This is a genomic window from Parafilimonas sp. (assembly GCF_051953455.1).
Taxonomy (GTDB): domain Bacteria; phylum Bacteroidota; class Bacteroidia; order Chitinophagales; family Chitinophagaceae; genus Parafilimonas.
Genome location: NZ_JBQCIT010000014.1, coordinates 19,879 through 40,139, shown reverse-complemented (window position 1 = coordinate 40,139; position 20,261 = coordinate 19,879). Strand labels below are relative to the sequence as shown.

19 protein-coding genes and 1 tRNA gene are annotated in these 20,261 nt (G+C 39.3%); 13 read left to right on the top strand and 7 right to left on the bottom strand.

Annotated elements, in window-relative coordinates:
* Positions 1–46: 46 nt before the first annotated feature.
* From ACTHN6_RS04940 to ACTHN6_RS04930, 3 genes are read right to left on the bottom strand one after another with little or no spacing between them, the layout of a single operon-like run.
* Positions 47–1,282 carry an Fmu (Sun) domain-containing protein gene (locus ACTHN6_RS04940; RefSeq protein ID WP_440434611.1) on the bottom strand — a complete coding sequence of 412 codons (1,236 nt, stop codon included), beginning with the start codon at positions 1,280–1,282 and terminating at the stop codon, positions 47–49.
* A gap of 3 nt (positions 1,283–1,285) precedes the next feature.
* The gene (locus ACTHN6_RS04935; RefSeq protein WP_440434610.1) at positions 1,286–2,110 is read right to left on the bottom strand and encodes an SAM hydrolase/SAM-dependent halogenase family protein; all 825 of its coding nucleotides are present in this window, start codon (positions 2,108–2,110) and stop codon (positions 1,286–1,288) included.
* A gap of 25 nt (positions 2,111–2,135) precedes the next feature.
* A complete protein-coding gene (locus tag ACTHN6_RS04930; protein WP_440434609.1) occupies positions 2,136–2,942 on the bottom strand; it encodes an SDR family oxidoreductase in 807 nt (268 codons plus the stop codon).
* 141 nt (positions 2,943–3,083) lie between these two features.
* On the opposite strand from ACTHN6_RS04930, the gene ACTHN6_RS04925 reads away from it, so the two are divergent.
* The 6 genes from ACTHN6_RS04925 to ACTHN6_RS04900 all read left to right on the top strand — a co-directional run bounded on the left by ACTHN6_RS04925 (position 3,084) and on the right by ACTHN6_RS04900 (position 9,933).
* Positions 3,084–3,156, top strand: a tRNA-Lys gene (locus tag ACTHN6_RS04925).
* Between the two features lie 297 nt (positions 3,157–3,453).
* Positions 3,454–4,761: a 30S ribosomal protein S12 methylthiotransferase RimO gene (gene rimO / locus ACTHN6_RS04920; protein ID WP_440434608.1), complete on the top strand. Its 1,308-nt coding sequence runs from the start codon at positions 3,454–3,456 to the stop codon at positions 4,759–4,761.
* Between the two features lie 44 nt (positions 4,762–4,805).
* Positions 4,806–6,398 carry a bacillithiol biosynthesis cysteine-adding enzyme BshC gene (gene bshC, locus ACTHN6_RS04915; RefSeq protein ID WP_440434607.1) on the top strand — a complete coding sequence of 531 codons (1,593 nt, stop codon included), beginning with the start codon at positions 4,806–4,808 and terminating at the stop codon, positions 6,396–6,398.
* Positions 6,399–6,594: 196 nt separating this feature from the next.
* Complete coding sequence (accB, locus tag ACTHN6_RS04910) at positions 6,595–7,080, top strand: acetyl-CoA carboxylase biotin carboxyl carrier protein (RefSeq protein WP_440434606.1); 486 nt, start codon at positions 6,595–6,597, stop codon at positions 7,078–7,080.
* Between the two features lie 99 nt (positions 7,081–7,179).
* Positions 7,180–8,517 (top strand): acetyl-CoA carboxylase biotin carboxylase subunit, encoded by a 1,338-nt coding sequence (accC, locus tag ACTHN6_RS04905; protein ID WP_440434605.1) that lies wholly within the window; start codon positions 7,180–7,182, stop codon positions 8,515–8,517.
* A gap of 126 nt (positions 8,518–8,643) precedes the next feature.
* A complete protein-coding gene (locus ACTHN6_RS04900; RefSeq protein ID WP_440434604.1) occupies positions 8,644–9,933 on the top strand; it encodes a bifunctional folylpolyglutamate synthase/dihydrofolate synthase in 1,290 nt (429 codons plus the stop codon).
* A gap of 29 nt (positions 9,934–9,962) precedes the next feature.
* Here ACTHN6_RS04900 and ACTHN6_RS04895 read toward each other — a convergent pair whose 3' ends face one another.
* The 4 genes from ACTHN6_RS04895 to ACTHN6_RS04880 all read right to left on the bottom strand — a co-directional run bounded on the left by ACTHN6_RS04895 (position 9,963) and on the right by ACTHN6_RS04880 (position 14,387).
* Positions 9,963–10,367, bottom strand: a complete 405-nt coding sequence (locus ACTHN6_RS04895; protein WP_440434603.1) for an acyl-CoA thioesterase — start codon at positions 10,365–10,367, stop codon at positions 9,963–9,965.
* A gap of 115 nt (positions 10,368–10,482) precedes the next feature.
* Entirely contained in the window at positions 10,483–12,114 is a 1,632-nt protein-coding gene (locus ACTHN6_RS04890) for a L,D-transpeptidase family protein (protein ID WP_440434602.1), read from the bottom strand.
* A gap of 51 nt (positions 12,115–12,165) precedes the next feature.
* Positions 12,166–13,089 (bottom strand): PfkB family carbohydrate kinase, encoded by a 924-nt coding sequence (locus tag ACTHN6_RS04885; protein ID WP_440434601.1) that lies wholly within the window; start codon positions 13,087–13,089, stop codon positions 12,166–12,168.
* A 119-nt stretch (positions 13,090–13,208) separates the two neighbouring features.
* The gene (locus ACTHN6_RS04880; protein ID WP_440434600.1) at positions 13,209–14,387 is read right to left on the bottom strand and encodes an aspartate aminotransferase family protein; all 1,179 of its coding nucleotides are present in this window, start codon (positions 14,385–14,387) and stop codon (positions 13,209–13,211) included.
* 187 nt (positions 14,388–14,574) lie between these two features.
* On the opposite strand from ACTHN6_RS04880, the gene ACTHN6_RS04875 reads away from it, so the two are divergent.
* The 7 genes from ACTHN6_RS04875 (at position 14,575) to ACTHN6_RS04845 (ending at position 20,255) form a co-directional block, all read left to right on the top strand.
* Positions 14,575–15,597 (top strand): isoaspartyl peptidase/L-asparaginase family protein, encoded by a 1,023-nt coding sequence (locus tag ACTHN6_RS04875; protein ID WP_440434599.1) that lies wholly within the window; start codon positions 14,575–14,577, stop codon positions 15,595–15,597.
* A 70-nt stretch (positions 15,598–15,667) separates the two neighbouring features.
* Positions 15,668–15,826 (top strand): hypothetical protein, encoded by a 159-nt coding sequence (locus tag ACTHN6_RS04870; protein WP_440434598.1) that lies wholly within the window; start codon positions 15,668–15,670, stop codon positions 15,824–15,826.
* A 117-nt stretch (positions 15,827–15,943) separates the two neighbouring features.
* On the top strand, positions 15,944–16,501 hold the full coding sequence (locus ACTHN6_RS04865) for a cob(I)yrinic acid a,c-diamide adenosyltransferase (protein WP_440434597.1): 558 nt from the start codon (positions 15,944–15,946) through the stop codon (positions 16,499–16,501).
* A gap of 66 nt (positions 16,502–16,567) precedes the next feature.
* On the top strand, positions 16,568–17,974 hold the full coding sequence (locus ACTHN6_RS04860) for a peptidoglycan-binding domain-containing protein (protein ID WP_440434596.1): 1,407 nt from the start codon (positions 16,568–16,570) through the stop codon (positions 17,972–17,974).
* Positions 17,975–18,098: 124 nt separating this feature from the next.
* Positions 18,099–19,082 (top strand): D-alanine--D-alanine ligase, encoded by a 984-nt coding sequence (locus tag ACTHN6_RS04855; RefSeq protein WP_440434595.1) that lies wholly within the window; start codon positions 18,099–18,101, stop codon positions 19,080–19,082.
* Positions 19,083–19,103: 21 nt separating this feature from the next.
* Positions 19,104–19,928: a PASTA domain-containing protein gene (locus ACTHN6_RS04850; RefSeq protein WP_440434594.1), complete on the top strand. Its 825-nt coding sequence runs from the start codon at positions 19,104–19,106 to the stop codon at positions 19,926–19,928.
* A gap of 12 nt (positions 19,929–19,940) precedes the next feature.
* Positions 19,941–20,255 (top strand): rhodanese-like domain-containing protein, encoded by a 315-nt coding sequence (locus ACTHN6_RS04845; protein ID WP_440434593.1) that lies wholly within the window; start codon positions 19,941–19,943, stop codon positions 20,253–20,255.
* The last annotated feature ends 6 nt before the right edge of the window (positions 20,256–20,261 follow it).

The window sequence follows — 20,261 nt, the reverse complement described above, 5'->3', positions numbered from 1 at the left end:
AAAAAATTATTTTGCGAATGTAAGCGAAGTGTGGATTTAAAAAATGTTAGTTCTTTTTGAATAAAGCGGCAAACATGGTATCGGCTTTTTTAGCATAACCTTTTATCAGTTCCATTTTTATTAATTCAAGTTTTAATTTCTGCTGAATAAAATCAGCAATTGCTTCATTTTCTTTTTCAAAAACGGAACAGGTTATGTAAAGAAAAAAGCCATCAGTTTTCAAATATGGTACTGAATTACTTATAATCTCTTGCTGCCGCGTAGCATATTCTTCAATTTTTATTGCATCGAAAAAATATAATTGTTCCGGCGTTCTGCTCCAGGTGCCGCTGCCGGTGCAGGGCGCATCGCAGATAATGAGGTCGTAAGAGGAATTGGGAATTGGGAATTTGGGATTGGGAAAAGTTGGTTGGTTGAAATGTTGATTGGCTGCATCGTACACAAAAGTTTTATATTTTTTAATGTCTGCTTTTGCAAAACGTTGCTTAAGGTTTTGAATGATGGATGGACGGATATCAGAAGTAGTTAATTCAATATTTTTTAATACATCATAAGCCAGTATTGATTTGCCGCCACTGCCGGCACAACAATCCCAAATCATTATACGATTTTGAAATGCTTCTTTGCTGATAGCTGATAGCTGACGGCTAAAAGCTTTTTCAACTATTTTAAAAAAGCTTTTCACCTGTTGCGAAGCATAATCCTGAACCACAGCTTCTTTATCAATATCTGTAACTAAGTTGATATTGGTAGAAGGAGGGAGGCTGATGCAGTTTTCTTCTATAATGTTATATTGAATGTTATGTGATTGCAGTTTTTTTGTAACCGCATCATTAAAACCAGGCCTTATCCTTAAGAAAACATCTGGTTGTACAAAGAAAGCTTTGGCGAAAGCATCATTATCTAAAGATTGGCTTGTTGCATCATAAAACGGAAAAATATCGGGCGGGGAAAAAGAATATTTTGATTGAATAAATACTATGCGTTTTTCTAAATTATTATAATTATTCAGCCATTCGTCTTCAAATAGAAATTTCCATTCTTTGATATCATCATTACAAATAAAAATAGCAAGCTTTAATCTTTCTTCTGCTGAGATATTTAAAAATGCTTTTCCGGGCCTGTAAAAATTATAACAAACATGTGCTATAATCCTTCTGTCTCTCGAACCATGTTTTTTATGCTGTGAAAAATATTGTTTTAAGAAATGTTGTAATGGAACAGTTCCATCATACAACTGTATAATTTTTATAGCCGAATTAAAATACGATTGAAAACGCATGGCTTATTCGAAGAAGATTTTTACACGCTCGTACATTAATTTATTGCTGGGCAAAGTGTTTAATGTTGTTCCGCCGGAAAAACGTTTTAATCCAAACAAACCTGCAAGGTTGCCTTTATTAATAGCAAGTTCAAGATAACCCGCTGAATTAAACCAGGCCAGCCTTTCGCCCTGTTCAACAGAAGCATAGTTTTCACTAATGGTTACTATGCCGCCATCGTTGCGTGCAGGCAAAACAATCCTGAATTTTCTTCCCTTCCGGTGTTCTTCAAATTCTTTTTTAGTAAGATTGATGACCACATTTTCAAACTGGTCTATAAATATTATCTGGCTGTCAATCCAGTCGGGCCCGGCTGTTGAACGAAATGGATATTTTTCTTCAATGCTTGTAACCGCATCGCCTATTGCCTGTAAAGATGAACCATTTTCTATTGCATTCAATGCTTTGGCAAAAGCTTCGGTGCAGCTTAATACGCCTAAGGCATTTGATATTTTAACGGAAACAATTTCGGCAGGTTTTTCACCGGCGATCATTGTTAAGATACCATTATCGGGACAAACAATAAACTGGTTGTTGTGTTTTGCAAGCAATAAATGATCCGGCACTTTTTCAAATAAATTTATTATCACAAAATGAAAAGCGCCTGCGGGATAAAATGAAAAAGCATTAGTGCAAACATAAGCGGCATGCAAATAATTATTGGCCACAAGCTGGTGCGTAATATCTATAATAGAAGCCAAAGGAACAGCTTTTATAAGCTGCCCTTTAATAGCACCAACAACATAATCGCTTTGACCTATATCAGTAGATAATGTAATTACAGGCATGAATTGTAAATAACAGGCATTCGCTTTATTTAACCAAAACTCCTTTATTAAAAAAGAATTTATGCACTAATTTATCTGCAAGCTCAGGCATAAAACGGGTTAGAAAAATTGTTTGTTTTCCCTGTCCTGATAAAACCAGAGTGCGTTTTCTTTTTTCAATGGCTTTTAAAATATGTTCAGCCACTTCTTCAGCGGTCATAAGGCTTTCTTCATCCAGCGGTGTTTCGCCCTGCGGCTGCGAATTTTTATTTAAAGCAACATTACGGATATTTGATTTTGTAAAACCCGGGCAGGCCCACATTACGTTTACACCACTATCCAATAATTCTGTTCTTAACGCTTCCATCCATCCCTGCAATGCAAACTTTGATGCAGAATACCCGCTTCTTCCGGGCAATCCCCTGTATCCGGCAATAGATGAAATGGCAGCCACTGTGCCTTTGTTTTTAAGTATATGCGGTAAGGCATACTTGGTGCAATAAACAGCGCCCCAGAAATTAATATCCATTACACGGCGTATCGTTTCAAGATCTGTTTCGCTGAACAATGCGCGCATTGAAATGCCTGCATTATTAATTAATATATGAATAGTACCAAAAGTGGCGATAGCCTGGTTAACCATTTGCTTGCAATCAGCTTCGTTGCTTACATCTGCAGACAATGCCAGCAATGGCTTGCCCGCATATACCGTTTGTAAATGATATAGCTTATCATAGTCACGCCCGCAGGTAACAACTTTTGCGCCCTGCTGCATTAATGAATAAACGAGCGCTTTGCCAATTCCGTCCGTGCCGCCGGTAACCAATACTACTTTGTTTGTAAAAAACGACATATCCTTTATTTGCCTGCAAATTTAGTTACTTGCAAAGGTTGTAGAAATGTAAATATTGAAAAGTAAAAAGAAAGAAATTATTTTAGTTTTGGTGCAATATGTTTTTCTTCTATTTTTGCACTCCCAAAAACAAAAAGGGATGAACTCGTAGCTCAGTTGGTAGAGCACAACACTTTTAATGTTGGGGCCCTGGGTTCGAGTCCCAGCGGGTTCACAAAAAGGCGCAAATAATTGCGCCTTTTCTTTTTTAAGAATAACCTGTTCATCTGAATGCAGGATATCAAATTTTTAGGCGATACATCTTATCCGCTTTTCCTGCTCATTATATATTATACCGCCCGTATCAGCAACCATAAAAGCATCGTGCAGCCTGATAGGCCATTCGTAAATGGATAAACAAAAATTGGTATGAGACAGGAAGATGAAATTTAAAGTTTAGCTGCATCGCAGCAGGTTACTTGTTAATATCTTCCTGCATAAATTTCCCTGCTTTACCTTTGCCCACTCTATTATGAAGGCGAGAACATTAAAACCTGATAAAGTAAACATTATTACACTGGGCTGCAGCAAAAACCTGGTTGACAGCGAAGTGCTTAGCGGCCAGCTAAAAGCCAATGAAATAAATGTGGTGCATGAAAATGCCAGGCTCGACCATAATATTGTAGTGGTGAATACCTGCGGTTTTATTGATAAAGCCAAAGAGGAAAGCATTAATACCATTCTCGCACAGGTTGATTTAAAGAAGCGCGGCAAGCTGGATAAGGTGTACGTTACGGGCTGTTTGAGTGAACGTTATCGCAACGATCTTGAATCAGAAATCCCGGAAGTGGATTCCTGGTTTGGAACATTAGAGTTGCCTTTAATTCTGAAAGAATTTGATGCCGATTATAAAAAAGAATTGTTAGGCGAAAGATTATTAAGCACGCCAAAACATTATGCTTATTTAAAAATAAGCGAAGGCTGTAACCGCACCTGCGCTTTTTGCGCTATTCCTTTAATGCGCGGTAAACATATCAGCAAAACTATTGAAGAGATTGTGGCAGAAGCAGAAGGTTTGGTGAAACGCGGCGTGAAAGAAGTCATGCTTATTGCCCAGGAGCTTACCTATTACGGTCTTGATATTTATAAAAAAAGAATGCTGGCCGATCTGCTGAAAAGATTAAGTGATGTGCAGGGCCTGGAATGGATTCGCCTGCATTATGCTTATCCCAATAAATTTCCGCTTGAGGTATTGGATGTAATGCGGGAAAGAGAAAACATCTGCAATTATCTCGACATGCCCTTGCAACATGCCAGCGACCGTATGCTGCAGCTAATGAAACGCCAAAGCACTAAAGCAGAAATCATTGAAACATTAAATACTATCCGCGATAAAGTGCCGGGTATATGTTTGCGCACAACTTTAATAACTGGCTTTCCTGGTGAAACAAGAGATGATGTGGAAGAATTGAAGTCTTTTTTGCAGGAACAACATTTTGACAGGGTGGGTGTGTTTACCTATTCGCATGAAGAAGGCACCAGTGGTTATAACCTTATGGATGATGTGCCTGCTGCTGAAAAACAAAAGCGTGCAGAAGAAATAATGGAAGTGCAGCAGGAAATAAGCTATGAAAAAAATGCAGAAAAAGTAGGCAAAATATTTAAAGTTATCGTAGATAAAAAAGAAGCAGGCCGTTATTTGGGCCGCACAGAATTTGACAGCGTAGAGGTGGATAACGAAGTAATTATTCAATCAGGCAAAAAATTACAGCCGGGCCAGTTTGTACAGGTAAAAATAACCAATGCCTTCGATTACGACCTGGAAGGAGAAGTTATATAGCCGGTAACGGAACGTGTTGTTTAGTGCCTTAATTTGCATCGCAAATGGATACACACTGTAGTTATGTTTCTTACGAAAAGACAGGATATTTTTCTAAGCTCGTTATTGATTATTTAAATAACGCTGAAGCCTTGCAGCCTTTTTATAACCTTCGTCCGCAACCGGAAAGTGTAACCGCTGCCATCGCTCAAAAAGAAGGGTTTAAACACCGGCAGGTTTTGGTTCAGCAGCTTCAGCAACAGTATAATGGTTTAAACGTTTCTGAAAAAACGTCTTCTAACATTCAATCGCTGCTAAACCAAAACACTTTTACCGTTACAACAGCGCATCAGCCTAATATTTTTACCGGGCCTTTATATGTTGTCTATAAAATTTTTCATGTTATAAAGATTGCAGAAGAGCTAAATGTTTCTCATAAAGAAAAACATTTTGTGCCGGTTTATTTTATGGGCAGCGAAGATGCAGATCTTGATGAACTGAATAATATTACCATCAATCAGGTAAAGTATGCCTGGCAAACAAAACAAACCGGTGCCGTTGGCCGGATGTATGTTGATAAAGCTCTGCTGCAGGTGTTGAATGAAATAGAAGGACAGCTTAGCGTATTGCCGTATGGTAAAGAACTGATGGAACTCTTCCGATCAGCTTATAAAGAAAAAACAACTATTCAGCAGGCAACGCTTCATTTATTAAACGCTTTGTTTGGAGAATATGGATTGATTGTTTTAATTCCCGATAATGCCGCTCTTAAAAAGCTTTTTCAGCCTGTAATTGAAAAAGAATTAAAAGAACAATTTTCACATAAGGCCGTTGCCACAACAATAAAACAGCTTGGAGCGCATTACAAAGTGCAGGCGAGCGGCCGCCAGATAAACCTGTTTTATTTAATGGAAGATAAACGGGAACGGATTGAAACAGAAAATGAAAGATTTAAGGTAGAAGGCTTAAAACTGGAATGGTCGCTTGATGAAATACTGCAGGAACTTGATGAGCACCCTGAGCGTTTTAGTCCTAATGTTATTTTGCGTGGCCCTTTACAGGAAACCATTTTGCCTAATATTGTTTTTGTTGGCGGCGGCGGCGAGCTGGCTTACTGGCTTGAGCTAAAAAATGTTTTTAATGAAGTGAATATTCCGTACCCCATGCTTGTTTTACGCAATTCATTTTTGCTGGTTGATGAAAGGACGGCAGGAAAAATAAAAGCGATGGATTTTTCTCCCGCTGATTTTTTTGAAGATGAACATACTTTAATGAACCGGTTTGTGCACGAACACAGCACTAATATCACCAGCCTTGAGGCAGAATTTACACAAGCTGAGTTATTGTATGATGAAATTTCGGGCATTGCTTCAAAAATAGATACTACCCTTGTTCAGCATATTGCAGCATTAAAAGTAAAAACGCTTAAGGGGCTTTCTGGTCTTGAGAAAAAAATGCTTCGCGCAGAAAAAAAGAAATATGTTACAGACCAGGTGCAGCTTCAAAAAATAAAAAAGCAACTTTTTCCTGCCGGGAATCTTCAGGAAAGGGTAGAGAACTTTTCGGCATTTTATGCCGGTTCAAAGCCATCTTTTTTTAAAGATATTTTTGCAGCGTCAGGCGCTTTCAGCCAGCAGTTCGCTATATTGGTTCGGTAAAAAATGCATGTTGGTGGCAACAATAAACCAGGCAATACTTATATACTATTGTATGCAAAAAATGAAGCAATTTTTAAAAAATATATTTTCTCAGAAAATGCCTGTTTTTTACAAAAATTGGCTGTTCTGTGCAATTTTTGCCTATTTTGCCTGCCCTTTTTCACTAAAATCATATAATAACCCCAAAAATTAAATTATGGATTATAAACAGATTCAGGAACTTATTAAGCTTGTAAACAAAAGCAACATAGGGGAATTAAGCATCGAAGAAAAAGATTTTAAAATATCAATCAAACAGAAAAGAGATAAGGTTTATCAGCCTGAAATACAGCAAGTGCCTGTGCAGGCCCCGCTGTATGTTCAACCACCGGCCGCAACCCTTCCACAGCCGGCAGCTGCTGCAACTGCGCCTGAGCAGGCGTCCGCTCCTTTAAAAACGGATAATCTCATTACCATAAAAAGCCCGATGATCGGCACTTTTTATAAAAGGCCTGGCCCTGACAAACCCAATTTTGTAGAAGTGGGAGATGAAATTGCACCCGGAAAAGTTGTTTGCATAATAGAAGCCATGAAGCTGTTTAATGAAATTGAAAGCGAAGTGAGCGGCAAAATTGTAAAAATACTTATTGAAGATGCAAGCCCTGTTGAATACGACCAGCCTCTGTTCCTTGTTGAACCATAATTTGGAAATAACAGTAATTTAAAAACCTGGAGTTCCCGGTTTTCAAATTGCAGTCAGTGTTTTCAAATTATTACATTTTCAAATTTTCAAATTAGAAACGTGTTTAAAAAAATACTCATAGCCAACCGTGGCGAAATTGCCCTTCGTGTTATAAGAACCTGCAGGGAAATGGGCATTAAAACGGTGGCCGTTTATTCTACTGCCGATAAAGACAGCCTTCATGTGCGCTTTGCCGACGAGGCGGTATGTATTGGTAAACCGCAAAGCAGCGATTCCTATCTTAATATTCCACATATAATTGCCGCATCAGAAATTACCAATGCCGATGCCATTCATCCGGGTTATGGTTTTCTGGCAGAAAATTCAAAATTTGCCCAGATATGCGGCGATCATGGCATTAAATTCATCGGGCCCACGCCATCCATGATCAATGCTATGGGCGATAAAATAACCGCCAAAGAAACCATGATAAAAGCAGGTGTGCCTGTTGTACCCGGCGGTGAAGGGTTATTAAAAAATCTGGAAGAAGCCAAATCACTTGCAAAAGAAATTGGTTATCCTATTATATTAAAGGCAACTGCTGGTGGCGGCGGCAAAGGCATGCGTGTGGTGTGGAGTGAAGGCGAAATTGAGCGTGCTTATAACACAGCTAAAGCAGAAGCAGCCGCTTCATTTAAAAACGATGGTATCTATATGGAAAAATTTGTGGAAGAGCCACGCCATATAGAAATACAGGTTGCCGGCGATCAGTTTGGTACGGTTTGCCATTTAAGCGAACGTGATTGCAGCATTCAGCGCAGGCACCAGAAATTGGTAGAGGAATCTCCTTCACCTTTTATGACGCCTGAACTGCGTGAAAAAATGGGCGCTGCCGCTATTAAAGCCGCTTCAGCTATTAATTATGAAAGCGTGGGAACCATAGAATTCCTGGTTGATAAGCATCGTAATTTCTACTTCATGGAAATGAACACCCGCATACAGGTGGAACATTGCGTTACGGAAGAGGTTATCAATTTCGATCTTATAAAAGAACAGATTAAAATTGCGATGGGTGAACGCATTTCCGGTGAAAACTATATGCCGCAAATGCACGCCATCGAATGCCGTATAAATGCGGAAGACCCGTATAATGATTTCCGGCCTTCACCTGGCAGGATAAATGTATTGAACACGCCTGGCGGGCATGGTGTGCGTGTTGACAGCCATGTGTATGCAGGCTATGTGATTCCGCCGTATTATGATTCAATGATCGGTAAACTAATAACAGTTGCCCGCACCCGTGAAGAGGCTTTAGATACCATGTATCGCGCTTTAAGTGAATATGTAATTGATGGCGTAAAAACAACTATTCCTTTCCATCTCCAGTTGATGAAGAATGAAGATTTCCGCAAAGGCAATTTCACCACTAAATTCCTGGATACTTTTGTGATGGAATAAAACTAAAATTAATAAACCGGAAACGGGCCGGAAGGTGTAAAAGCTTTCCGGTTTTTTAATTCCAGGCAGGCTTATATCAATTTTAATTCAATACTAAATCCAGTATCTTTCATTTTACTTTGCAGTATGACGTACGCTGATACGCTTGCATATTTATACGAACAGTTGCCCATGTTCAGCCGCATTGGCACAGCTGCCTACAAAAAGGATTTAACCAATACAAAACAGCTTTGCGCTGCGTTAAATAACCCGCAAAAAAAATTTAAGAGCATTCACATTGCAGGCACGAATGGCAAAGGTTCTGTAAGCCATATACTGGCTGCCATTTTGCAAACAGCCGGTTATAAAACAGGTTTATACACATCGCCGCATTTAAAAGACTTCAGGGAAAGAATAAGGGTGAATGGTGCAATGTGCACTAAAGAATTTATTATTGATTTCACTGAAAGAATTAAGCCACAGATTGAACGTCTTGAACCTTCTTTTTTCGAGATAACAGTTGCAATGGCGTTTGAATATTTTGCACAACAAAATGTGGATGTAGCTGTTATAGAAACAGGGCTTGGCGGCAGGCTTGACAGCACGAATATTATTTTGCCCGAAATTTCAATCATCACAAATATTGGTTACGATCATACGCAAATATTGGGCGATACACTTGAAAAAATAGCTTATGAAAAGGCCGGTATCATCAAGCAAAATATCCCTGCCATCATTGGCGAAGTTGTGGATGAAACAAGATCCGTATTTGAATCTTCGGCTAAAGAGAAAAATGCGCCGCTGATTTTTGCACAGCAAAATTTTTACGTGCAGGACTTTAACTATGAAAACAATCATCTGAAAGCAGAAGTGGTTGATGTAAGAAAAGATGAACATCATACTTTCCTGCTCGATTTGCCGGGCATTTATCAAACAAAAAATATTGTTACTGTTTTGGAAGCGGTGCATCAACTGCAGCTAAAAGAATGGCATATAAAATTACAGCATGTGGAGAAGGCTTTAAAACAGGTAAAACATCTTACCGGCCTGCATGGACGATGGGAGAAATTAAAAGAAAACCCGGCTGTAATTGTAGATGTGGCGCATAATACTGCGGGCATAAAACAATTGCTGGAACAACTTGAACTTGAAAGCTATACCCGCCTGCATTTGATTATTGGGTTTGTAAAAGATAAAGATATTGAAAGCATCCTGGCTTTGTTGCCCGTAAATGCCGACTATTATTTTACCAAAGCGCAATTACCAAGGGCTTTAAATGAAAAAATACTTGCCGATCTTGCTGCTGTGCATGGTTTGAAAGGAAAAGACTTTGCAGATGTAAATGCTGCGCTTTCTGAAGCTATTACCCGTGCTGATAAAGAAGACCTGGTTTTAATTTGCGGCAGCGTATTTTTGGTGGCAGAGGTGAATTTATAGAAACTCCCGACAATACAGGCCTGTAAACATTATTGCATAAACAAACTTACCATAGCTTCATCAACACGCTGAGGTTTTTGCGCTTCAACATCAACAGGTATCCACAAGCTCACTGCGCTGATAATTTTTTTGTTATCTGCCGGGCGGGTTATTTCATAATGACGCTTCCAGGTTACGTTTGTATATTCTCCTGTCCATGTTGTTATAAGGAGGTTATCATTTAAAAAAGCCTGGTTGTGATAATCCACTTCATGTCTTCTTATCATCCACACAAACTTATTTTTTAGTTCAGGTGTGGCAACTGCATGCCAGTGCATAGAAGCAATATCCTGCATCCATTGTATATAAACCACATTGTTTACGTGGCTCACTGCATCAAGATGCGGTTGCTGCACTTGAATGTTTATGCTAAATTTTTTCGGGATGAATGACATGATTAAATATGATAAAAATTTAAAATGATGAGTTGTGAATAAATGCCCCCATTCTTATATTCACGATTTCCGTTTGACGGTTTCCGAAAAATGTGTTTAATACTGGCTGAATGTTTTATTTCAATGCCATTAAATTGTTGTTGTCGGTAAATAATTTGGCCGCCATTGCAGAATCATGTTTATAAATATCCCGGCGAAAATTGAGACTGCCATTGCTGTCAACAAACGCAGTGTAATAACTTATTACAACCGGAACCGGTTTTTTAAGCGTTACCCATTTTTCTTTATCAAGATTCATAAGGCTATCAACCGTTTGGTTATTATAGGTTGCCGTATCGGAACGCAGTAAATACATAGCAAGCTTTTTGGGTTCGCTCAAACGAATGCATCCATGACTGATATTCCTGTTGGACGCATTAAATGCGCCATGGTTATTTGTATCGTGAAAATAAATATCAAAGTTGTTTGGGAATAAAAATTTTACCCTGCCTAATGCATTATCTGCTCCCGGCAACTGCCTTATAGCTGGAACGCCTTTTGCCTGCAGGCCAAACTGCTCCATGCGGTGTGAAGCAAGATAATTGGGATTGCGCGCAATGCCCGGCAATATTTCTTTTTTCACAATACTTGCCGGTATATTCCAGTACGGGCTAAACACAATGTATTTTAAATTACCTGTAAATATAACCGTGCCGGTTGCCGATGAGCCTACAACAACATCCATGGGAAACTGCAGCTTGCCGCTATCATACACATACATTTTATATTCAGGAATATTTACCACAATCGAATTGGTACTGTCGTTCATTGGCGGCATCCAGCGCAGGCGTTCGAGGTTTATGAGAATTTGTTCTATTCTTTTAGCCGGCGTTACATTTAGTTGTGTAATAAATGTCTTTCCAATCACACCATCGGGGTTTGCGCCCATTCGCACCTGGAATCTTTTTACAGCAGCCAGCATTGACGAATCAAAAACACCTGTAGTATCATTTTCAGCTAAATCACCTAAAGCAAATAAGCGCTGTTTAATGGTTATTATTTCGGGTGATGTGGCTCCTTTATGAAATGCTTTTTCAGGATATGGCAAAGAATCCCAGGGTGTGGTTTGAGCTATTTTACGATAAACGGAAAGATAATCCAATAACCTTTTGTAAGCACTGCTTAATGGGATTTCACTTTTTTTAATGTCTGATTTATTCGCGATAAGCGAATCGAGCATCACTGAAAGGTTCAGTTTTTTACGTGGGATAAACCAACCGAGTTCCTGGACATTTATATCGCTGCCTCCATAAATTTTTGAAGCATAGGCAAAGAACTGGCCCGTGAGCTTTAATTCTGTGTCCGTAATATTCCGCGTTGTTTTTATATTCTTATCTGAAGTATCCGTTTTAAACTTATCTACTTCATCGGAGAGCTTCTTATTGTATAAACTCCTGTCGTTATAGGTGTCAACAGCATTTGCCAGCAGGTTCATAAAATTATAAGCCTGCTCACCAATGCCGCTACTGTCAAACCATGCACATTGATAATTGCGCAGCTTATAAAAATCACTATACTGATGGCTGAACTTTGTATATTCAGGATGTTTTGTTAAAAAAACTTTGATAGTATTACTATCAATGAACAGGTTATTGAAAGATGTTTTTTGATTAATGCTTTTATCAACTTCTATTTTCTCTTTTTGTTTTGATTTGCATGAATAAACGCCAATACCCGTAATAAGAACAGCCCACAGTATTTTTTTCATATTTGGAATTATGGGTATTTTATTTTCAATTATCACACCAAAGCAATGCCTTTATGCCAAAGTGATATCGAAGTTAACAAGCTGCACAAATTCCTGTAAGCGGTTTCCAATGTCTTCTTTTGAAATTTCTTTTAAGCGTTGGGGGCCAAATTTTTCCACACAAAAGCTTGCCATGGCAGAGCCAACAATGATGGCCGTTTTCATGTTTTCAAAAGAAATATCTTTTGTTTTTGCAAGATGGCCAATGAAGCCTCCTGCAAAAGTATCGCCTGCGCCCGTTGGGTCAAACACATCATCCAATGGCATTGCGGGTGCAAAGAAAACATTGTTTTCATGAAATAGTAAAGCGCCATGCTCACCTTTCTTTACGATAAGAAACTTTGGTCCCATTGTTAATATTTTTTTCGCTGCCTTTACAAGTGAATATTCATTGGTTATTTGTCTTGCCTCACTGTCGTTAACCAGTAAAACGTCTACCATGGTAAACGTTTTTTTAAGATCTTCCCATGCTGTTTCAATCCAGAAATTCATGGTATCCATTACAATTAATTTTGGACGTTGTTTAAACTGGTTGATTATTTTTTGCTGAATGGCAGGCACGAGATTACCCAGCATCAGGAAATCGCAATCCTGGTAACTGTCTGGAACATTAGGATCAAAATCAGCCAGCACATTCAGGTCAGTGATCAATGTATCACGGCTGTTCATATCAAGATGGTATTTGCCGCTCCAGAAAAAAGATTTTTTATCAGGCACAATTTCAACGCCATCTGTTTTAACACCCCTGTCTTGCAATGCTTCCAATTCATCTTGCGGAAAATCGTTGCCCACAATTGAAATTTGTTGAATTGGTTGCACAAAAAAAGATGCTGCATAAGCCACATACGTTGCCGACCCGCCAATAATTTTATCTGTTTTATCAAAAGGCGTTTCAATAGCGTCAAAAGCCATTGTTCCTACTACGGTAATACTCATTATTTTTTTGGTTTGGCGCAAACCTAAAGCAATAGCGGAAAATAAAAAACGGTTAATGTTCACAAACCTGGAATATCCCAGAGAAGTTTTAATCCAGGTTTATTAACAGCACTTTAATTTCAGGCGTATTTTTCAACCATTTCCAGAATAACCTCGCAGGCTTTTTTAATTTCATCTTCTTCAATTATCAAGGGCGGGGCAATACGTAACCTGTCAGGTGCAAAAACAAACCAGTCTGTAATCAAACCTTTATCAACACATGTATGAATAATGTTTTGAGCTGTTTCCATTGTTTTAAACTGCAGGGATGCCCACAAACCAAAATGGTTTATCTTCTTTATAGATGGATGGTGCAATTGCTCTGTTAAAAATGCCTCCTTCTGTTTTACACTATCGATATAATTTCCTTCCAGCAATACTTCAAATGCCGCCTTGCCTGCAGCGCAGCTCACCGGATGCCCGCCGAATGTGGTAATATGCCCGAGTACAGGGTTAAAGCTTAAGGTTTGCATTACGTTTTTATCAGCAATAAAAGCGCCCAGTGGCATGCCGCCGCCCAAAGCTTTACCTAATAGTAAAATGTCGGGTACAATATCAAATTGCTCAAATCCCCATAAGCTTCCCGTTCTGCCAAAGCCTGCCTGTATTTCATCAAGGATTAATAAAGCGCCTTGTTCTATGCATCTTGTTCGCAGTTGCTGCATCCATGTTTTTGATGGTATGGTAATGCCGCTTTCTGCCTGTACCGTTTCGAGGATTACGCAGGCTGTTGTGTCATTTATTAAATCAAAAACTTCATCGCTGTTATAATCAACATGCAGAATGCCGGGCAATAAAGGCCTAAAGGCATTGCGGTAATATTCATCACCCATAACGCTTAATGCGCCCTGTGTACTGCCATGATAACTGTTATTAAAAGCAATTATATTGGTGCGGCCTGTGGAGCGTTTCGCCAGCTTTAAAGCGCCTTCTGTTGCTTCTGCGCCGCTGTTGGTAAAATAAATGCAATCCAATGTTGAAGGAAGATGTTCTGTCAGCAATTTGGCATAAGCCGTTTGCGGGGTTTCTATAAACTCACCATACACAATCAGGTGCATATAATCGTCTACCTGCTTTTTAACAGCATCAATTACTTTGGGATTGGAATGCCCGATGTTGGCTACATTAAAACCTGAAATTAAATCGATGTATTTTTTTCCTTTTACATCGTACTGATATATGCCTTCCGCCTTTACAATTTCAAGCCCGATGGGTGCAGGCGATGTTTGGGCAATATGTTTAAAAAATATGTCGCGCAAAACAATATTGATTTAATATGAAGTTGAATATTTCTGCAAAACAAAATAATAATTACAAACTATTGCATTGCTAAAACTGGATACAGTTAATTCTCCTTCGTTTTAATGAGCCTTTTTAAAGCAATACAATAGCCAAACATTATTCTTATTAAATGTCAAAATAAAGATGAAGCAGTAATTTGCCTGCATGAAAACAATAATCTTTTTGCTGGTAACATTTGTATTCATATCATCATTAACAGCCCAGCCCGGTAAAAAATATGTATTGGTAATACATGGCGGCGCAGGTACAATTCTTAAGTCTTCAATGACGCCGGAAAAAGAAGCCTTATATAAACAAGGCCTGCAGCATGCATTAAATGCAGGTAATATAATTCTCAAAAATGGTGGTACAGCCCTGGATGCTGTTGAGGCTGCTATAAAAGTTTTGGAAGATGATTCTTTGTTCAACGCAGGCAAAGGCGCTGTATTTACCAATGCAGGAAATAATGAACTTGATGCTTCCATTATGGATGGAAAAACGCTGAAAGCCGGCGCGGTTGCAGGTGTTACAAATATTAAAAATCCCATCACTGCTGCGCGTGCTGTAATGGATAAAAGCGGGCATGTAATGATGGCCGGCACAGGTGCGGAAACGTTTGCGGCAGCCAACGGTTGCACGGTTGTTGATCCTTCTTATTTTTTTACAACAGCCCGCTGGAGAGGTTTAATGAATGCAAAAAAACAAGACTCGCTTAAAGCCTTGCATAAAGACTCTTCGAATACTTTGTTAAGACAACCGGGTAACCATGATTATAAATATGGAACCGTTGGTGCTGTTGCTTTGGATATGCATGGCAATCTTGCCGCAGCCACCAGCACCGGCGGCATGACAAATAAACGCTATGGAAGAATTGGTGATTCGCCCATTATCGGGGCGGGCACTTATGCTGATAATAATACCTGCGCTATAAGCTGCACAGGTTGGGGTGAGTTTTATATTCGTTTGGTGATGGCCAAAACCATAAGCGACAGGATGGAATTTGCACATCAAACTCTAAAAAATGCAGCTAATGAAATGATTATGAAAAGGCTGCCTGCACTTGGCGGCGATGGTGGTTTAATCGGCGTGGATAAAGATGGAAATATTGTAATGAGCTTTGATACGGAAGGCATGTATCGCGGCTTTATAAAGTCTGATGGTGAAACGAAAGTGGAACTTTATAAATAGCGTTTAAATATTTTTGTTTCATGATTTTATGGCATGGTTTTATAAATAGTATGCTTATAAATCTTTTACTATGAAAAATATTTCCAGGCAAATATTAAAGCCTGTAAGTGCAATGATGATAGCAGCAATAATGCTCTGTTCCTGCAGTGCCACCGTAAAAGTTCCTAAACATCCGGGCCCGGGCGAACCACCGCCACCTCCTCCAAAAGTTGAGATACATAATAATTAATTCAATTACACTTCATATATATTCGAAATGGCTTGATAAACACAAGCCATTTTTTTTTACACATTGCTTTACGTTTATGCTCTTATAAAATGGTATCTAAGTGCTTAACTTTACCCAATGTCAACAAAGATTTATACAAAAACGGGAGATAAGGGGAAAACCGTTCTTATTGGCGGAACGAAAATATTTAAGAATGATATTCGTATCGAAACCTATGGCACTGTTGATGAATTAAATTCACATATTGGGCTTGTAAGAGATTATACGCCAGACGAGCATCAGCGCGATGTTTTAAAACAGGTGCAGGACCGTTTGTTTGTAATTGGTTCATCACTCGCCTGCGATCCTGAAAAAGAAACCGGTATGCATATTCCTGATTTGCGGGAAGATGATATTATTACGCTTGAAAAAGAAATAGATTATATGAATGAGCGGTTGCCTGTTATGAAAAACTTTATCTTGCCGGGTGGGCATGCTGCAGTTTCATCCACCCACATTGCACGTTGTGTTTGCAGGCGTACAGAACGTTTATGCGTAAATATGCAGCAGCATGAATTGTTTATAGAACCGTTGATATTGAAATACCTTAACCGGCTAAGTGATTACCTTTTTATGCTTGCGCGCTTTACCGCACAGGAATTGCATGTAGCCGAAATAATATGGAAACCGCGTTAACTGCAGCTCATATAAATAAGCCAAACCTTAACGCTTCCTTTTAATGCTGAAAATTAGATTTGTAACATGAAGCGCTTTTTCTTGTTGTTATTGCTGACTTTTTTTCTGTACCCGGCTTTTGCGCAGGATTTAACCGGTATCTGGCGGGGTAACTTTTATGCCGGCGCGCCACCTTTTCAGCAATATTATAAATATGAAGTGCAGATAGACCAGTTGAATAATAACTCAATAAAGGGCGTAACCTATTCTTACCGCACTACTGTTTTTTATGGTAAGGCCACTTTTGAAGGTATATGGTTCCCCAAAACAGAGAGTGCCCTTATAAAAGAATTAAAACTTGTTGAACTTAAAATGGCAGGCAATAGTGATGCTTGTGCCATGACGTGCAACCTTGAATATTCAAAGCAGGATGGAAAAGAAATACTCAGCGGCACTTTTACAAGTATAAACGTAAACAGTAAAACGGATTGTGGCAGCGGCACCGTTTACCTGGAAAGGGTGCAGGAATCAGATTTTCATAAAGAAGATTTTTTGCTGAAGAAAAAACCATCGGTGCCTTCACCGGAAGACCGCATTGGTCCCAGGCCAACTTCTAAAAATACAGTTGTAACAAGCAATACGAAGAAATTGCAATCAGCGCTGGGCGTTCCGGCAGATGGCGTTGCCGGCCCCAAAACCATGGCTGCCCTTAGAAAGAAATTACCTGGTTATGATGATGAACCGGACTTCAGCGATACGGATGCTATTAATAAACTCATAAATCGTATTAAAGGAAATAATTCTTCTGCAACAACAAAAACGCCCTCACCGGTAAATGATGTTTCTAAAGCAAACGCCAAACGGTTGCAAACAGCTTTGGGTGTGCCTGCAGATGGCGTTGCCGGCCCCAAAACAATTACCGCTTTAAAAAACAAATTGCCCGATTTTAAAGAACGGCTTGACGTAACCAATACAAACCAGGTAAACGATTTAATAAATCGTATTAAAAAGGCGGATGCAATTGCAAAAAATACCATGCCGGTAAAACCTCCTGCAGCAAAGCCCGATACAATTGTAAAAGGGCCGCCGCCGGCAAAGGCCCCTGAAGTTGTTCCGGAAAAGATAAAAATACCGGTGCCGGAGGTTATTAAAAAAAGAAGTAACCCGCTTATCAGAACAATTGTTACCAACCAGCCCGATATTAAAATTGACTTGTATGATAATGGTGATATTGATGGTGATACAATAACGGTATATCATAACAATGAGGTGATTGCCTGGAAAAAAGGATTAACTGACAAGCCTGTTACAATTAATGTAAAAGCCGATGCCGGCAATACAATGCATGAGTTTGTGATGGTGGCCGATAATCTTGGTTCCATTCCGCCTAATACGGCATTGATGATTATTACAACGGGTGGCAAGCGCTACCAGTTATTTGTGTCGAGCGATAAACAAAAGAATGCAAAGGTGGTGGTGGAATATCAGCCATAATCTTTTGCAGGCCAATGATATTTCTGTTCACTGCTAGCAACGGTTAAAGAGCAGGATAAAAAGCGGCAATGATTTAGGAATGGCTTGTACTTTTTTCTATTTCTTTGCGTTTCATAAAAAAGGTATGAAGAAAAAAATTGCATTGCTTACCGGCGGTTATAGCCGCGAAGCTGAAATAAGCTATCAAAGCGCAGTAACGGTAAACAATAATGTTGACAGAAATAAATACGATGTTTATCTCATCGATATAAATCCCGAAGGGTGGTTTTATGAAGATGCCAACGGGGGAAAAATAAGTATTGATAAAAACGATTTTTCTATAACAATAAATCATGAAAAAATAAATTTTGACGGTGTGCTGATGTGCATTCACGGTACGCCGGGCGAAGATGGAAAACTGCAGGGTTATTTTGATTGTATCGGACTGCCTTATACAACCTGCGATGCGGCCACATCTGCTTTAACTTTTAATAAAAGATATACGGTAGCCGTTGCAGGTTTCGCAGGAATAAACGTAGCTAAATCCCTGCATGTTTTTAGGAATGATGTTGTGAACGAAGAAGACATTATTAATAAATTAAAATTCCCGGTATTTGTGAAGCCTAATAATGGCGGTTCAAGCATAGGTATGAGTAAGGTAAACCAGCCTTCGGAAGAAATTGGGATAGCTTTGCGCAAAGCATTTAACGAAGATGACCAGGTGCTGGTTGAAGAATTTATTGAAGGCCGGGAATTTACAATTGGCGTGTTTAAGACAAAGGGCGAAATCATTACATTGCCCATAACTGAAGTAAAATCGAAAAAGGATTTTTTTGATTTTGAAGCAAAATATAAAGGTTTAAGCGAAGAGATTACGCCAGCGCAGGCAAACCCTGCAATTATTGAAAAAGTGCAGCGTGCTGCAAGAAAAGTATATTCGGTATTAAATTGCCGTGGCGTGGTAAGAATAGATTTTATTTACAATGAAGCAAAGGGCGAACCTTTTATGCTTGAAGTAAATACCGTGCCCGGGCAGAGTGCAGCAAGCATTATTCCACAACAGGTAAAAGCGATGGGATGGACGCTTGAACAGTTTTATACAGCGCTTATTGAAGAATGCTGGAATTAATTAATAAGAAACAATCCATTAATGTTTAAATTTATAACGGAACGCTCTTTTTTTGTAAACCTTTTAGTGGCGATAGCGCTGCTTTTATTAATGATTTTTGCGTTTTTCTTTTCACTGGGTTCTGTTACGAAACATAACGAGTCTATAACCGTACCTGATGTAACCGGCAAAACATTGATAGACGCAACCGCTTTTCTCAAACAAAACAAATTCCAGGTTTCTGTGCAGGATTCCGTGTATGTTGATTCAGTGCCGCCGCTCACCGTAATTAAGCAATCTCCCGAAAGTGAAGAAGTAGTAAAGGCAAACCGCACTATTTATCTTACCATAAACCGTGCAACCCCGCCGTTAATAGAAATGCCCGATTTGAAAGGGTTCTCTTACAGAAGTGCACAAATGTTTTTAGAAAGCCTGGGGCTTAAGCTGGGCAATATAAGTTATACACCAGATATTGCGCGTAATGCAGTTAAAGACCAGTTGCTGAATGGTAAAACAGTGAACCCGGGTACCAAAGTGCCTATGAGCACGGCCATTGATCTTGTACTTGGTAATGGCCTCGGCGATACACAACTTGCTGTACCCGATCTTGTTGGCTTAACCGTGTCACAGGCAAAGGAATATTTATCAGGAGACAATATAAGCATAGGTGTAATACTTACTGAAGGTGCAGTTGCAGATACTGCGAATGCATATATCGTTCGCCAAAACCCGGACCCCACAACGTTATTGCCAAGCGGTGAAAGGGTTAATAACCGTATTCGCGCCGGGCAAATGATGGATATATGGATAAGTACAACCGCGCCGGTAAAAGATTCATCCGTAATTCCGCCGGCTATTAATAATTAATAAAAATCTATTATGCAAACAATAACAGTACAGGAATTAAAACAACGCCTCGATGCAGGAGAAAAAATTCAACTTTTGGATGTAAGGGAACCTAATGAAAATGCTGAATTTAATATTGGCGGCACATTGCTGCCGCTTGGTGAAGTGCGCAATATGCAAACAGAACCTGTTGATGACTGGAAAAAAGATGAAGTGGTGGTGTATTGCAGAAGTGGCAACCGCAGTGGCCAGGCGGCAATGATACTTGAACAGTTAGGTTTTGAAAATGTGAAAAACCTTACAGGCGGTATGCTGGCGTGGCAACAAAATTTTGGTGCAGGCAGCTAAAAGCGC

What these genes read in the sequence shown, in the direction of transcription:
- ACTHN6_RS04940 (WP_440434611.1), bottom strand. Translation starts at nt 1,282, where the DNA reads ATGCGTTTTCAATCGTATTTTAATTCGGCTATAAAAATTATACAGTTG.
- ACTHN6_RS04935 (WP_440434610.1), bottom strand. Translation starts at nt 2,110, where the DNA reads ATGCCTGTAATTACATTATCTACTGATATAGGTCAAAGCGATTATGTT.
- ACTHN6_RS04930 (WP_440434609.1), bottom strand. Translation starts at nt 2,942, where the DNA reads ATGTCGTTTTTTACAAACAAAGTAGTATTGGTTACCGGCGGCACGGAC.
- rimO (WP_440434608.1), top strand. Translation starts at nt 3,454, where the DNA reads ATGAAGGCGAGAACATTAAAACCTGATAAAGTAAACATTATTACACTG.
- bshC (WP_440434607.1), top strand. Translation starts at nt 4,806, where the DNA reads ATGGATACACACTGTAGTTATGTTTCTTACGAAAAGACAGGATATTTT.
- accB (WP_440434606.1), top strand. Translation starts at nt 6,595, where the DNA reads ATGGATTATAAACAGATTCAGGAACTTATTAAGCTTGTAAACAAAAGC.
- ACTHN6_RS04900 (WP_440434604.1), top strand. Translation starts at nt 8,644, where the DNA reads ATGACGTACGCTGATACGCTTGCATATTTATACGAACAGTTGCCCATG.
- ACTHN6_RS04895 (WP_440434603.1), bottom strand. Translation starts at nt 10,367, where the DNA reads ATGTCATTCATCCCGAAAAAATTTAGCATAAACATTCAAGTGCAGCAA.
- ACTHN6_RS04890 (WP_440434602.1), bottom strand. Translation starts at nt 12,114, where the DNA reads ATGAAAAAAATACTGTGGGCTGTTCTTATTACGGGTATTGGCGTTTAT.
- ACTHN6_RS04885 (WP_440434601.1), bottom strand. Translation starts at nt 13,089, where the DNA reads ATGAGTATTACCGTAGTAGGAACAATGGCTTTTGACGCTATTGAAACG.
- ACTHN6_RS04875 (WP_440434599.1), top strand. Translation starts at nt 14,575, where the DNA reads ATGAAAACAATAATCTTTTTGCTGGTAACATTTGTATTCATATCATCA.
- ACTHN6_RS04870 (WP_440434598.1), top strand. Translation starts at nt 15,668, where the DNA reads ATGAAAAATATTTCCAGGCAAATATTAAAGCCTGTAAGTGCAATGATG.
- ACTHN6_RS04865 (WP_440434597.1), top strand. Translation starts at nt 15,944, where the DNA reads ATGTCAACAAAGATTTATACAAAAACGGGAGATAAGGGGAAAACCGTT.
- ACTHN6_RS04860 (WP_440434596.1), top strand. Translation starts at nt 16,568, where the DNA reads ATGAAGCGCTTTTTCTTGTTGTTATTGCTGACTTTTTTTCTGTACCCG.
- ACTHN6_RS04855 (WP_440434595.1), top strand. Translation starts at nt 18,099, where the DNA reads ATGAAGAAAAAAATTGCATTGCTTACCGGCGGTTATAGCCGCGAAGCT.
- ACTHN6_RS04850 (WP_440434594.1), top strand. Translation starts at nt 19,104, where the DNA reads ATGTTTAAATTTATAACGGAACGCTCTTTTTTTGTAAACCTTTTAGTG.
- ACTHN6_RS04845 (WP_440434593.1), top strand. Translation starts at nt 19,941, where the DNA reads ATGCAAACAATAACAGTACAGGAATTAAAACAACGCCTCGATGCAGGA.